General features: G+C 73.2%; 8 protein-coding genes. 5 read left to right on the top strand and 3 right to left on the bottom strand.

The window, feature by feature from the left end:
- The first annotated feature begins 476 nt into the window (after positions 1-476).
- The 3 genes from IG74_RS0118215 to IG74_RS0118205 all read left to right on the top strand — a co-directional run bounded on the left by IG74_RS0118215 (position 477) and on the right by IG74_RS0118205 (position 6944).
- Entirely contained in the window at positions 477-4523 is a 4047-nt protein-coding gene (locus IG74_RS0118215; RefSeq protein WP_030677769.1) for a WD40 repeat domain-containing protein, read from the top strand.
- A gap of 644 nt (positions 4524-5167) precedes the next feature.
- Positions 5168-5929, top strand: a complete 762-nt coding sequence (locus IG74_RS0118210; RefSeq protein WP_030677766.1) for a glycosyltransferase family 2 protein — start codon at positions 5168-5170, stop codon at positions 5927-5929.
- Between the two features lie 403 nt (positions 5930-6332).
- Positions 6333-6944, top strand: coding sequence for a CDP-alcohol phosphatidyltransferase family protein (locus tag IG74_RS0118205; protein ID WP_030677763.1), 612 nt, complete (start codon positions 6333-6335; stop codon positions 6942-6944).
- A gap of 64 nt (positions 6945-7008) precedes the next feature.
- Here IG74_RS0118205 and IG74_RS0118200 read toward each other — a convergent pair whose 3' ends face one another.
- Together IG74_RS0118200 and IG74_RS0118195 are read right to left on the bottom strand one after the other, a co-directional pair.
- On the bottom strand, positions 7009-7950 hold the full coding sequence (locus tag IG74_RS0118200) for an FkbM family methyltransferase (RefSeq protein WP_107058963.1): 942 nt from the start codon (positions 7948-7950) through the stop codon (positions 7009-7011).
- A 60-nt stretch (positions 7951-8010) separates the two neighbouring features.
- Entirely contained in the window at positions 8011-9297 is a 1287-nt protein-coding gene (locus IG74_RS0118195; RefSeq protein ID WP_234334366.1) for an amidohydrolase family protein, read from the bottom strand.
- A gap of 179 nt (positions 9298-9476) precedes the next feature.
- Here IG74_RS0118195 and IG74_RS0118190 point away from each other — a divergent pair, with 179 nt between their 5' ends.
- Positions 9477-9926, top strand: coding sequence for a DoxX family membrane protein (locus IG74_RS0118190; protein WP_030677755.1), 450 nt, complete (start codon positions 9477-9479; stop codon positions 9924-9926).
- Positions 9927-10136: 210 nt separating this feature from the next.
- Positions 10137-10637: a hypothetical protein gene (locus tag IG74_RS0118185; protein ID WP_030677753.1), complete on the top strand. Its 501-nt coding sequence runs from the start codon at positions 10137-10139 to the stop codon at positions 10635-10637.
- Between the two features lie 21 nt (positions 10638-10658).
- Here the strand turns inward: IG74_RS0118185 and cobN are convergent, their stop codons facing one another.
- Complete coding sequence (gene cobN / locus IG74_RS0118180) at positions 10659-14294, bottom strand: cobaltochelatase subunit CobN (RefSeq protein ID WP_030677750.1); 3636 nt, start codon at positions 14292-14294, stop codon at positions 10659-10661.
- Between the last annotated feature and the right edge of the window lie 42 nt (positions 14295-14336).

Genomic DNA, 14336 nt, shown 5'->3' with positions numbered 1-14336 from the left:
CTGCGGGAGTAGCGGGGGCCGCGGCGTGGGTGCGGGGGTGGGAGGGCCCCGGGGGCGGAAGGTCGTTTCGGTACCGGTCCCTCCCCTCGTGGGGACCGGTACCAAACGACACGGGCGATGTCGCCCCGCGCCGTGACGGCGCGGATCGGAGAGAGCCGGGGCCCGCGGCCGGCGCTGCGGCGGTCCGGATGGGACCGGCCGCGCACGACGTCCGACAGGGCATGGCGAGAGCCTCGCCACCGCTCCGTAACTCCAGCAAAATCCAGCCAGGAAGTTGCAGCGCCATCAGTCGCCTCTCCAGGCGCAGGGCCGGTGGCCTGCCCTGACGCCGCGTGATTGCTTCGCCCCTGCCGCGATCCTGCCAACTGCGGCGGCCGCTGAGGAGGATCCGGTTCCGTCCGGTCCGCTGAGCCGCAGGTCAGCCGTATAGAGTGAGTTTTCCGGTCCGGAAGTCCAGGTGCGGCGGAAGTAAAGGGGTGGAGGCCTTGAGCTCCGACTCAGGGGCACGCACAGCCTTCGCGGAACGTCTCGCGCTGCTGTACCAGGAGGCCGGAAACCCTCCCCTGAAACGCGTTGCCGAGGCGGTTGCCCGACTGCAACGGGTCGATGAGCGAGGCCGCCCCGTGCGGGTGTCCGCGCAACGGATCAGCGACTGGCGGCGGGCCAAGAACGTCCCCGCCCAGTTCACCGCCCTCGCCGCCGTCCTGCACGTCCTGGTCCCCGAAGCGCGCCGCGTCCGTACGACGCCGGTCTCCCCGGGCCTGTACGACCTCGCCCAGTGGCAGCGCCTGTGGGAGCGCGCGGTGGCCGACCCGGTCGCGGGCGACGCCGCCGCGGCGGCCGCGGGCGAGGAGGAACGCGCCCCCGCCGACGCCCCGGTCCCCAGTGTGTGCCCCTACCGCGGGCTCGCTTCGTACCGTCAGCAGGACGCGCAGTGGTTCTTCGGCCGGGAGCGGAGCACGGACGCGCTGCTCGCCCAGCTCCGCGCGGCGGAGAAGACCGGCGGCCTCGTGATGCTCGTGGGCGCGTCGGGCGCGGGCAAGTCGTCGCTCCTGAACGCCGGGCTCGTGCCCACCCTGCGCGGCGGCGCGCTCGGCGACGGCAGCGGCCGGGCCGCCCAGGTGCTGCACCTCGTCCCCGGCGCCGACCCCCTCGCCGAGCTGACCGGCCTCATACCCGAGCTCGCGCCCGCCGTCGCCGCCGCGGAGGAGCGGGCCGCGGAGTCGGGCGAGGAGAGCCCGGGCGCGCCCGGCACCCCCGAGTTCGCGGACGCGGTCAGGGAGTGCGTCACGACGTGGGCGCGGCGCGGGACGGCTTCGGACGCCCGGCCCGTCGTCATCGTCGACCAGTTCGAGGAGGCGTTCACCCTCTGCGCCGACGAGTCGGCCCGGCGCACCTTCGTCCAGCTCCTGCACGCCGCCTGCTCGGCCGAAGGACCCGACCCCGCGCCCGCCCTCGTGGTCCTCGGCGTCCGCGCCGACTTCTACGAGGAGTGCCTCGCCCACCCGGAGCTGGCCGACGCGCTCCAGCACCGGCACATGGTGCTCGGGCCGCTGACCACCGCCGAGCTGCGCCACGCGGTGACCGGCCCGGCCAAGGCCGTGGGCCTCGAACTCGAACCGGGACTCGCGGAGCTCATCGTCCGGGAAGTGAGTACGGACGGCCCGCGCGGGTCCCACGACACGGGCGTGCTCCCGCTGCTCTCCCACGCCCTGCTCGCCACCTGGCAGCGGCGGAAGGCGGGACGCCTCACCCTGGCCGGCTACCGCGCGGCCGGCGGGATCCAGGGAGCGGTGGCGGCGACCGCCGAGCGCGCCTGGTCCGACCTCGACACGGCGGCGCGCACGGCCGCGCGGCTGCTCCTGCTGCGCCTGGTCAGGCTCGGCGAGGACACCCAGGCCACCCGCAGACGGGGCACGCGGCGCCAGCTGGCGGAGGAGTCGACCAACCCCAACAAGACGGAGGAGTCCCTCGAGGCGCTGGCCCGCGCCCGACTGGTGACGCTCGACGCGGAGACCGTGGAGATCACGCACGAGGCGCTGCTGCACGCCTGGCCGCGGCTTCGCGACTGGATCGACGAGGACCGCAACGACCATCTGCTGCGGCAGCGGCTCGAAGAGGACAGCAGGACCTGGGAGGACTGCGAGCGCGACGCGTCGCTGCTGTACCGCGGCTCCCGCCTGGAGCAGGCGCGCACCTGGGCGGAGTCCGCGGAGGACACCTTCCTGACGCGCAGCGCCGTGGACTTCCTCGCCGCGTCGACCGGGCTCCGCAAGCGCACGGTCCGCATCCGGCGCGGCGCCGTGTCGACGCTGCTCGTCCTCGCCCTGCTCGCCGCCGTCTCGGCGGTGGTCGCCTGGCAGCAGCGGGACGACGCGGTGTCCGAGCGGAACGACGCGATCTTCGCGCAGGTGACCGCCGCGGCCGACCGCGCGCAGAGCACGGACCCCTCGCTCTCCGCCCAACTCGACCTGGTGGCCCACCGCTTGCGGCCCGACGACCAGGGCACGATGAACCGGCTGATCTCGATCGTCAACGCGCCCCTGGCCACTCCGCTCGCGGGCCACACCGGCGCCGTCTACCTCACCTCGTTCCATCCGGGCGGGCGGCTGCTCGCCACCGCGAGCTACGACCGGACGGTCCGCCTGTGGGACGTGTCGGACCGGTCCCGGCCGAAGCCGCTCGGCAAACCCCTGACCGGGCACACGAGTTGGGTGAGCAGCGCGGTCTTCAGCCCGGACGGCAAGACCCTCGCCAGCGCGGCGGACGACGGCACCGTCCGGCTGTGGGACGTCACGGACCCGCGGCGGCCGCGCTCCCTCGGCGCTCCCCTGGCCGGTCACGGCGGCACGATCTACCTGGTGGCCTTCAGCCCGGACGGCCGCACGCTCGCGTCCGCGAGCGAGGACCGCAGCGTACGGCTGTGGGACGTGCGGGACCCGGGGCGCCCGAAGCCGCTCGCCACCCTGACCGGGCACACCGCGCCGGTGCGTTCCGTGGCGTTCAGCCCCGACGGGAAGACCCTCGCGGCGGGCAGCGACAACGGCGCCGTCCGGCTGTGGCGGACGGCGGACCCGCGCCGCCCGCAGCGGATCGGCAAGGTGCTGACCGGCCACAAGGACACGGTGCACTCCGTGGCCTTCAACCCCGACGGGAAGACGCTGGCCAGCGGCAGCTCGGACAACACGATCCGGCTCTGGGACGTCGCGGAGCCGCGCCGCGCGCGCCCGCTCGGCCCGCCGCTCGCCGGGCACACGGGACCCGTGTGGTCCGTGGCCTTCAACCGCGACGGGTCGATGCTCGCGGCCGCCAGCGCGGACAGCACGGCGAGCCTGTGGAACGTCCGTGACGCGGCGCACCCCTCGCAGGTCGGCGAACCGCTCGCGGGCAGCAGCGGGGAGATGTACGCGCTCGGCTTCAGCCCGGACGGCCGCACCCTGGCCACGGGGAGCGGCGACAACAAGGTCCGGCTGTGGTCGATCCCGACCTCGGACATGATCGGCCGCATCGGGGCGTTCCGGCCCGACGGGAAGGTGCTCGTCACGGCCGCCCGCGACGAGAAGCTCCGGCTGTGGAACGTGGAGCGGCCCACCCGCCCGATGGCCCTGGGCGCCCCGATCAAGCCCGCCGAAGGCGCCGTGCGCGCGCCCGCGTTCTCCCCCGACGGCCGTACCCTCGCGGTGCTCACGGGCAGCCGCGCGGTGCAGCTGTGGGACGTCTCCGACCCCTCGCGGCCCGTGCCGTACGGGGATCCGGTCGAGCTGCGGACGCGGTTCGCGGCCGCGCTCGCCTTCAGCAGGGACGGGCGCACGCTCGCGACCGCCTACGAGGACCGCACCATCCAGCTGTGGAACGTCGGCGACCCGCAGCGCCTGCGGCGGCTCGGCACCCCGCTCACCGGCCACAAGGGCTACGTCAACGACCTGGCCTTCGGCAAGGACGGGCGCACGCTCGCCAGCGCCAGCTCCGACGGCACCATCCGGCTCTGGAACGTGGCCGATCCGCGGCGCGCCGCACCGATGGGCAAGCCGCTGACGGGCCATCTGGGGCCCATCAACACGCTCGCCCACAGCCCGGACGGCCGCACCCTGGCCAGCGGCAGCGACGACGGCACGGTCCGGCTCTGGGACGTCACGGACCCCCGCGACGCGACCCCCCGCGGCGCCCCGCTGACCGGGCACACCGACGCGCTCGTGTCCCTGACGTTCAGCCGGGACGGCCGCACCCTGGCCAGCGGCGGCAACGACAACACGGTCCGGCTCTGGGACCTCACCCACCCGTCCGACGCCGCCCCCATCGGGCAGTCGATGAGCCCGAACGCCAAGACGGGAAGTTTCCTGTCGTTCAGCCCTCAAGGACGCATGCTCGGAGTTTCGAGCGGCCCCGATACCGTCCGGCTGTGGAATCTGGACGCCGACACGGCAATTCGCCGTATCTGCGCGACCACTCGGGGCGTCCTGACGCCGGAGAATTGGCGCGAGTATCTGCCCCGGCTCTCGTATGAGCCGCCGTGCGCGGAGTAACGCCCCGCCGCTTCTCGCTTGTGGATCGCGCGCGTGATCCCGATCACAACTCGGCATCTTTGCCGGGAAGTTCACTCCCCATACGGAGGCTCCCTTGTTAAGGTTGGGAACAACCCGATCGCTGGTGCATCCCCCGTCGCCAGCGATCGGGTTCTTCCATATCCGGCGGGCCCCGCGGGCGCCGCGCGCACCCCCTACAAGACCCCTAATTACCCAGCGCATTTCACTGGCCACAGCTGGCACCCGGGGCTCGGGCAAAAGATACTTTCCCGTTACATGCAACACTGTCGCGACGAACTCGCGCAACAGCGGCCCCAGGATCCGTTGCGCCCTCAACAACGACGTCGTTGCGCCATCCACAACGGCGGTTCGCGGCCGACCCGGTACGGACCGGTATCCGCAGCCGTATCCGCGGCCCTAGCAAGTGCGGCGCCTTTCTCCGAACCGACGCGCCGTTCGGCCGCCAAGGTGTGGACGTTTCCTTCGAATTCACCGGCCGTGGATTTCCGAACGGCCGCCGCAGCCCCGTCGCAGCCCCATCGCAGTCCCGCCGCAGCCCGGCCGCAGTCCCGCCACCGCCACCGTCCCGTCGCCGCCCCCCCATCGTTCCGTCGCCGCCCATCGAGGAGTCGTAGGTGAGTGCCATGCGTCAGCGCGTCACCGTCATCACCGCCGTGCACGCCCCGTCCGCCCGCTTCCTGCCGGACGCGTACGCGTCGATCCGCGAGCAGGAGCTCCCCCACGGCTGGGAGTGGCGCTGGCTGATCCAGGAGGACGGCAGGAGCGGCCTGGTCGCCCCCCACGTGCCCGACGACGAGCGGGTGACCTTCCGGCAGGGGCGCGCCGGCGGGCCCGGAGTCGCCCGCACCATGGCGCTCGCCCACGCCGACGGCGCGTACGTGAAGGTCCTCGACGCCGACGACCAGCTGGAGCCGGGCGCGCTCGCCCGCGACCTGGCGGCCTTAGAGGCGGACGACACCATCGGCTGGGCGACGTCGCGCGTGCTCGACCTGCTGCCCGACGGGTCGACTGCGGGCTTCCCCGGCGACCCCGACCACGGCCCGATCGAGCGCGCGGCCGTCCTCGACCGCTGGAAGGCGGACGGCTTCCGCGCCCCGGTCCACCCCGCGACGCTCTGCGTGCGCCGCGACCTGCTCGTCGCCCTGGGCGGCTGGATGGCGCTGCCCGCCTCGGAGGACACCGGCCTCCTGCTCGCCCTCAACGCGGTGGCACGCGGCTGGTTCTCCGCCGAGGTCGGGCTGCTCTACCGCAAGTGGGAGGGCCAGGTCACGGGCCAGGCCGCGCACACCGAGACGGCCGAGCACGCCGCGCGCATGGCGGTCGTGGAGTCCCGGGCCAGGGCCCTGTCCCATTTCCGGTGGCAGTACGCGCTCGGCTCGGGCTGAGCCCTTCAAGTCGGCTTCCGGCGCCGGTTCGCAAAAGGCACTTCGCCGCACGCCACTTGAGGATCCCGCAGAGGGTCCGACAGAGGGCCCCTTCGGTCATGCCGGGCGAGGAAATCAACGTTTTGCCTGTCGGGCAATGCGGGCGTCAAACCGACAGGGAACGGCCCTGGCCCGCCATCAGCCGCCTCGCTGAATTATCGCCTTATGCAACACAAGATGCAGTATGCACCGATTCGCCGGGCGAGCGCCGCCGGGGCGCCACCGCCGACATGGCCTCTGAGCTTGGGTTTTCCGTCTTTCGCCCCCGGCGGGTGGCGGCGTCGCCCCTGATAGGATCCCCGATCGGCCGATCAACAGGATCAGGACAAAACGATCCGGGCGAAGGATTTCGGGAGGCACGTCGGTGGCGCGTGACGGATTCGACAGGGTACTCACGATCCCCAACGCGCTGAGCGCCCTGCGAGTCGCCGGAGTTCCGGTATTCCTCTGGCTCGTGCTCCAGCCGTACTTCGGAAATCCGAATCGCGACGGCTGGGCCGTCGCCCTGCTCGCGCTCAGCGGCGCGACCGATTACCTCGACGGCAAGCTGGCCCGCAGATGGAACCAGATCACACGCCTCGGCCAGGTCCTCGACCCCGCGGCGGACCGGCTCTACACGGCGTCCACGCTGCTCGCCCTGCTGCTGCGGGACATCATTCCCTGGTGGTTCCTGGTCCTGCTCCTCGCGCGCGACGTCTTCATGACGTTCAACGTCGCCGCCCTGCGCAGGAGGGGATACGGCCCGCTCCAGGTGAACTTCATGGGGAAGGCGGCCACCTTCAATCTGATGTACGCCTTCCCGCTGCTGCTCCTGGCGAGCGGGGACGGCGCGGTCGCCGACGGGGCGCGCGTCTGCGGCTGGGCGCTCGCGCTGTGGGGCGCGGCCCTGTACTGGTGGTCGGCCGGGCTCTACACGACCCAGGTGCGGCGGCTGCGGCGGAGCACCCCGGCCGGGGCCGGGGCGGCGAGCGCGTAGCGGCCCGCGCCGCCACGGGCACCCGCTGAGCCGGAGAGGTCCACCGGACCCGCGGGCCCCGGCCTCACTCCAGGGCTTCGGCGTCGACGCGCGAGAAGATCAGGTCGGTCTCGCCGCGCACCGGCCCGCGCCATCGGGCCGGGCCTTCGCCCGCGTACCGGACGGCCGCCGGATAGCTGCCCGGCGCATAGTCGTTGAGCAGGCGGTAGGTGTGGAAGCCGTGCGCGCGCATCGTGTCCAGGAGTTCCTCCACGCTGTCGCCGAGCTGCGCCATCCGCTCCGGGGTGACCTCCACGGCGATCTCCGCGTCCGGCCGGAGCCGGTCGAGGACGGGAGCGAGGCCGCGCACGACGCTTCCCTCCGCCCCCTCGACGTCCACCTTGATGACCCTGGCCCGTGCGATCTCGTCCGGCTCCAGGAGCTCGGGCAGCGGCACGGCGTCCGTCTCGAAGCGGGACGCGACCGGGCCGTCCCACGGGACGACGCTGTTCGCGCCCATGTTGTGCGCGCTGGCGAGGACGAAGGTGAGCTTCTGCCTGCGGTCCGACACGGCGGCGTTGACCGCCCGGATGTTGTCGCAGCCGTTCAGCTCCCGGTGGAGCAGCACCCGCCGGTGGAACTCGGGCGAGGCCTCGACGGCGACCACGCGGCCCCCGGCGCCGACCAGTTGGGCCCCGAGGACGCTCAAGTAGCCGATGTTCGCGCCGACGTCCACGAAGACGTCGCCGGGGCGAAGGCGGCCCCGGAGCCAGCGCGACATGTGCGGCTCCCAGACGCCGAACAGATAGAGGTAGCGCTGGATGAGGTCCCGGGTGTCGACCGCGAACCGGGCGCCGAAGACCGTGTCGACCACCCGCTCGCGGGGGTGCTCCCGCAGCCAGGGGTTCAGATACCGGGTCGCGAGCGCGGCCTTGCCGAAGGTCCCGGGCGCGTCGCGCACGTACCGGCGGCCGAGCGTGGCCAGGACCTCCGACAGGGCATCCGACACCGCGCTGCCGCTGTTCATTGCACTCGCCTCTCCCACGGGGGCCACGCGAACCGCGGCGGGCCGCTCCCGGGACCGGGGTCAGGCGGTGGCCGCGACCGTCCGATCCTGATCGAACGGCAGGTCCAGCATACGAATCGCGTTCCCGCGCAGCAGTTTGTAGGCCACCTCCGCGGAGAGCCCGCCGACGTGCTCGGCGGCCACCCGCTTCGTGTCCGGCCATGTCGAGTCGACGTGCGGGTAGTCCGTCTCGAACGTCGCGTTGTCGACGCCCACGGTCTCGATGGCCTCGATGCCGTGCCGGTCGCGGAAGAAGCAGCAGAAGATCTGCCGGTAGTAGTACGACGACGGCGGCTCCGGGACCAGGTCCCGCACCCCGCCCCAGGCGCGGTGCTCCTCCCACACGTCGTCCGCGCGCTCCAGGGCGTACGGGATCCAGCCCATCTGGCCTTCGCTGTAGGCGAGTTTGAGCCGCGGGAACTTCACCAGGACGCCCGAGAACAGGAAGTCCATCATCGAGGCCATCGCGTTGTTGAAGGACAGCGCGGCCTGCACGGCGGGCGGGGCGTCCGGCGACGCGGCGGGCATCTGGGAGCTGCTGCCGATGTGCATGTTCACCACCGTGCCCGTCTCCTCGCACGCGGCGAAGAACGGGTCCCAGTACCCGGAGTGGATCGACGGCAATCCCAGATAGGTCGGGATCTCGGAGAACGTCACCGCCCGCACCCCGCGCGCCGCGTTCCGCCGGATCTCCGCCACGGCCAGCTCCACGTCCCACAGCGGGATGAGACACAGTGGGATCAGGCGCCCGCCGCTGTCCCCGCACCACTCCTCCACCATCCAGTCGTTGTACGCGCGCACGCAGGCCAGGGCGACCTCCTTGTCCCTCGCCTCCGCGAACGTCTGGCCGCAGAACCGCGGGAAGGTGGGGAAGCACAGCGAGGCCTCGACGTGGTTGAGGTCCATGTCCGCGAGGCGCGCCTTGGGGTCCCAGCAGCCGCGCCGCATCTGCTCCCGCGTGATGCCGTCGAGCGTCATCTCGTCCCGGGAGAAGCCGACGGCGGCGATGATCCGCTTGTACGGGAAGACCTCGCCCTCGTACCGCCACCAGTCGGTGATCTGGCCGTCCGGATCGGTGGTGAAGCGGTACTTCCCGCCCACGTACTCCAGCTCTCCGATCCCGGCGGTGAAGGGCTGGGGGCCCTTGTCGCGGTACTTGCCCGGAAGCCAGGTCTCGAAGAGGTGCGCGGGCTCGATCACGTGATCGTCCACGCTGATGACCTTGGGAATGTCCTCGGGCACGTCCTTGGGAACGCCCTCGGGTACGCCCTCGGAAATGCCCTTCGTGCCGGACTCATTGCCGCTCATGCCGCAGCCCCCTGCCCGCCGGTTCGGCCGGGTCACCATATCTGACGACCCATCAGATAGATGGTAGGTCGGCGCGCGGCCGGACGGCAAGCGGGCGCGGGCCCTTGCGGGTTGTGCGCCCTTCCGCTGAACTGACGCCCCATCAGATCTGCTGGCGCGGAGCGGGAAGGGAACCATCGATGCAGACGATCTGGCTCGGCGGCGCCGAGTGGTTCGCGGTCCTCAGGATCGGCCTGGGCCTGTGGTGGCTGGAAAGCTGGCGGCACAAGGACAAGAAGAGCTGGTTCTCCGGGGGCGGCATCGCCTGGGCCGCGGGCATCGCCGAGCGACACCGCTGGCCCGTCGTCCGGCGCGGCTTCGACGGCCTGGTCGGACCGCGCCCGCGCCTCATGGCCCATGTCGTCGCCCACGCGGAACTGGCCCTGGGCCTGGGCCTGATCCTCGGCTTCCTCACCCCGATCGCCCTGGCCGCGGGACTGGTGCTCAACCTGGTCTACCTCGTCCTGATGATCCACGACTGGGCGGAGCAGGGGCAGAACCTGATGATGGCCCTGATCTCCGCCACGGCCTTCTTCGGCATGGGCTGGCAGACGTGGTCGCTGGACGAGGCGCTGGGGCTGTTCGGATAGGCGCCTCGCGGCGGCCGCGACGGCCGGAGCCGGGGCCAGGGCCAGGGCCGGGGCCGGGGCCGGGGCCGGGGCCGGGGCCGGGGCCGGGGCCGGGGCCGGGGCCGGGGCGCAAATCTGACGCCCCATCACCACACCCCTGGCTACTTCGCCGACGGCGTGCCACCCTGCCGCAGCACCAGCGTCCCGCTGCACCGCTTCCCGGAGGTGGCCATGAACGCGCCCGTCCGCAGTGACCAGCCGGAGCCCGCCACCGGCGAGCAGGCCCTCCAGGACCGGCACCTGGCCCGCGCCAGGAGCGCGTACGCACGGGCCGTCGCCGCCTGCCGCGCCGCGGGCATCGAGCCGGACCGGGCGGAGGCCGTGCCGACGGGACCGGCCGCCCGGGCCGCGAACGCGGTGCGCCTGGCCGCCCGGTCGATCGCCGAACGCGCGGGCCGCACCCCCGACCCCGCGGCCGACGCCCGCTGCGCACGCAACGCGTCGGCGGCCGCGGCGATCGCCGCCCAGACGGCCCACGCCCACACCCCCGACACCCTCACGACCACCGCCCTCAAGGCCGCCCTGACGGCCTCCCACACAGCCGCCGAAACGGCCGGCGGCCCCCGCCCGGGCCGCGACGAGACCCTGACGGAGAGGGCCGACGCGACCGAGGAGAGGGCCGTGGCGACAGCGGCGGAGGCGGGCTGGACCGGGGAGGCACGTGCCCGCTAGCGCCCCGGGCGGGCCGGTGGCTCAGGCCCCGTTGTCCTCCAAGTTGCCCTCTGTCTCCAAGTAGGCCTGGCGGAGGGCTTCCAGGGTCGCGGGGTCCGGGTTGGACCACATGCCTCGGGATTCGGCTTCCAGGAGGCGTTCGGCGATGCCGTGGAGGGCCCAGGGGTTGGCTTCCTTGAGGAAGTCGCGGTTGGTGGGGTCCAGGACGTAGGTCTCGGTGAGCTTGTCGTACATCCAGTCGGCGACCACGCCGGTGGTGGCGTCGTAGCCGAAGAGGTAGTCGACGGTGGCGGCGAGTTCGAAGGCGCCCTTGTAGCCGTGGCGGCGCATCGCCTCGATCCACTTGGGGTTCACCACGCGGGCGCGGAAGACGCGGCTCGTCTCCTCGACCAGGGTGCGGGTGCGGATCGTCTCGGGCCGTGTGGAGTCGCCGATGTACGCCTCGGGCGCCCGGCCGCCGCGCAGGGCCTTCACGGTGGCGACCATGCCGCCGTGGTACTGGAAGTAGTCGTCGGAGTCGGCGATGTCGTGCTCGCGGGTGTCGGTGTTCTTGGCCGCGACCGCGATGCGCTTGTACGCCGTCTCCATCTCGGTGCGGGCCGAGCGGCCCTCGAGGCCGCGGCCGTAGGCGTAGCCGCCCCAGACCGTGTAGACCTCGGCGAGGTCCGCGTCGGTGCGCCAGTCGCGCGAGTCGATCAGCTGGAGCAGGCCCGCGCCGTACGTGCCGGGGCGGGAGCCGAAGATGCGGGTGGTGGCCCGGCGTTCGTCGCCGTGCTCGGCGAGGTCGGCCTGGACGTGCGCCCGCACGTGGTTGGCCTCGGCGGGCTCGTCGAGCGAGGCGGCCAGGCGCACCGCGTCGTCCAGGAGGCCGATCGTGTGCGGGAAGGCGTCGCGGAAGAAGCCGGAGATGCGGAGGGTGACGTCGATGCGGGGGCGGTTCAGTTCGTCGTACGGGATGGCTTCCAGGCCCGTCACCCGGCGGGACGCGTCGTCCCAGACCGGGCGGACGCCGAGCAGGGCCAGGGCCTCGGCCACGTCGTCGCCCGCGGTGCGCATCGCGCTGGTGCCCCACAGGGAGAGGCCGACCGAGGTGGGCCACTCGCCGTTGTCCGCGCGGTAGCGCTCCAGGAGGGAGTCGGCCAGGGCCTGGCCCGTCTCCCAGGCGAGCCGCGAGGGGACCGCCTTGGGGTCGACGGAGTAGAAGTTGCGGCCCGTCGGCAGGACGTTGACCAGGCCGCGCAGCGGGGAGCCCGAGGGGCCCGCGGGGACGAAGCCGCCGTTCAGGGCGTGCACGGCGTGGTCCAGCTCGGCCGTGGTCGCCGACAGGCGCGGGACGACCTCGCGGGCCGCGAACTCCAGGATGGCCGTCACCTGGTCGCGGCGGTCATCGGCGACCGCCGCCGCCACCGCGGGTACGGCGGCCGGGTCCCAGTCCGCCGCCTCCATCGCCACGACCAGGGCGCGGGCCTGCTCCTCCGCCGCGTCGGCGGTCGTGCGCGTCGCCGCCGACTCGTCGAGGCCGAGGGCCTCGCGCAGGCCGGGCAGGGCCGTGGTACCGCCCCAGATCTGGCGGGCGCGCAGGATCGCGAGGACCAGGTTGACGCGGTCGTCGCCCGCCGGCGGGGCGCCGAGAACGTGCAGGCCGTCGCGGATCTGGGCGTCCTTGACCTCGCACAGCCAGCCGTCGACGTGCAGCAGGAAGTCGTCGAAGCCGTCGTCGTCCGGGCGGTCCTCCAGACCCAGGTCGTGGTCGAGCTTCGCGGCCTGGATGAGGGTCCAGATCTGGGCGCGGATGGCCGGGAGCTTCGCCGGGTCCATCGAGCTGATCTGCGCGTACTCGTCGAGGAGCTGCTCCAGGCGCGCGATGTCGCCGTAGGAGTCGGCGCGCGCCATCGGCGGGACGAGGTGGTCGATGAGGGTGGCGTGCACGCGGCGCTTGGCCTGGGTGCCCTCGCCCGGGTCGTTGACCAGGAACGGGTAGACGAGCGGGATGTCGCCGAGGGCGGCGTCGGGGGCGCAGGCGGCGGACAGGCCCGCGTTCTTGCCGGGCAGCCACTCCAGGTTGCCGTGCTTGCCGAGGTGGATCATCGCGTCGGCGCCGAAGCCGCCGTCGGCCGCGGCCGCCGCGATCCAGCGGTACGCCGCCAGGTAGTGGTGCGAGGGCGGCAGGTCCGGGTCGTGGTAGATCGCGATGGGGTTCTCGCCGAAGCCGCGCGGCGGCTGGATGAGGATCAGCAGGTTCTCGAACCGCAGCGCGGCGAGGACGATGTCGCCCTCCGGGTTGCTGCTGCGGTCCACGAACATCTCGCCGGGCGCCGGGCCCCAGTGCTCCTCGACGGCCGAGCGCAGCTCCTCGGGGAGCGTGGCGTACCAGCGCCGGTAGTCGGCGGCCGGGATGCGCACCGGGTTCTTCGCCAGCTGCTCCTCGGTGAGCCAGTCCTGGTCGTGGCCGCCCGCCTCGATGAGCGCGCGGATCAGTTCGTCGCCGTCGCCGGAGGCCAGGCCGGGGATCTCGGCGCCGCCGAAGTCGTAGCCCTCCGTACGCAGTCGGCGCAGCAGCTCCACGGCGCTCGCGGGGGTGTCGAGGCCGACCGCGTTGCCGATCCGGGAGTGCTTCGTCGGGTACGCGGACAGGACGAGCGCGATCCGCTTGTCGGCGGCCGGGATGTGCTTGAGGCGGGCGTGGCGCACGGCGATCCCGGCGACGCGGGCCGCGCGCTCGGGGTCGGCGACGTACGCCGGGAGGCCGTCCTCGTCGATCTCCTTGAAGGAGAACGGCACCGTGATCAGGCGGCCGTCGAACTCCGGCACCGCGATCTGGCTCGCGGCGTCCAGCGGGGACACGCCCTCGTCGTTCTCCTCCCAGGCGGCGCGCGAGCCGGTCAGGCACAGGGCCTGGAGGATCGGCACGTCGAGGGCGGTGAGCGCGCCCGCGTCCCAGGACTCGTCGTCGCCGCCCGCGGAGGCCTCGGCGGGCTTGGTGCCGCCCGCGGCGAGGACCGTGGTGACGATGGCGTCGGCGGCCCGCAGCTCGTCGATCAGCCCGGTCTCGGGGGCGCGCAGCGAGGCCACGTACAGCGGCAGCGGGCGGCCGCCCGCCGCCTCGACGGCGTCGCACAGGGCGTGCACGAAGGCGGTGTTGCCGCTCATGTGGTGGGCGCGGTAGTAGAGCACGGCGACGGTCGGGCCCTCGCCCGCCGGGGCCTGCCGCTCCAGGGGGCCCCACGTCGGCGCGGGCGCGGGCGCCTCGAAGCCGTGGCCGGTGAGCAGGACGGTGTCGCTGAGGAAGCGGGCGAGCTGCTCCAGGTTGGCGGGGCCGCCGTGCGCGAGGTAGGCGTGCGCCTCGGCGGCGATGCCGACCGGGACGGTGGAGGCGGCCATCAGCTGGGCGTCAGGCGCCTGTTCCCCGCTGAGGACCACCACGGGGCGGCCGTCGGCGAGCAGCAGGTCGAGGCCCTCCTGCCAGGCGCGGATGCCGCCGAGGAGGCGTACGACGACCAGGTCGGCGCCGTCCAGCAGGCCGGGCAGGTCGTCCAGCGGAAGCCGGGAGGGGTTCGCGAAGCGGTAGGCCACGGGGCCCGCGGCGGCGCGGGCGCTGAGGAGGTCGGTGTCGGACGTCGACAGAAGCAGGATGCGGGGCCCGGTCGTGTGCTGCATGCGGCGTCGGCCTTCCTCGGGGTGTCCGCGCCCCGGGTGGTG

Origin of the sequence: Streptomyces sp. NRRL B-1347, from assembly GCF_000720325.1 — a bacterium.
Lineage (GTDB): Bacteria > Actinomycetota > Actinomycetes > Streptomycetales > Streptomycetaceae > Streptomyces.
This window is presented reverse-complemented; position numbering and strand designations above follow the sequence as displayed.

What these genes read in the sequence shown, in the direction of transcription:
- IG74_RS0118210 (WP_030677766.1), top strand. Translation starts at nt 5,168, where the DNA reads ATGCGTCAGCGCGTCACCGTCATCACCGCCGTGCACGCCCCGTCCGCC.
- IG74_RS0118200 (WP_107058963.1), bottom strand. Translation starts at nt 7,950, where the DNA reads ATGAACAGCGGCAGCGCGGTGTCGGATGCCCTGTCGGAGGTCCTGGCC.
- IG74_RS0118195 (WP_234334366.1), bottom strand. Translation starts at nt 9,297, where the DNA reads ATGAGCGGCAATGAGTCCGGCACGAAGGGCATTTCCGAGGGCGTACCC.
- IG74_RS0118190 (WP_030677755.1), top strand. Translation starts at nt 9,477, where the DNA reads ATGCAGACGATCTGGCTCGGCGGCGCCGAGTGGTTCGCGGTCCTCAGG.
- IG74_RS0118185 (WP_030677753.1), top strand. Translation starts at nt 10,137, where the DNA reads ATGAACGCGCCCGTCCGCAGTGACCAGCCGGAGCCCGCCACCGGCGAG.
- cobN (WP_030677750.1), bottom strand. Translation starts at nt 14,294, where the DNA reads ATGCAGCACACGACCGGGCCCCGCATCCTGCTTCTGTCGACGTCCGAC.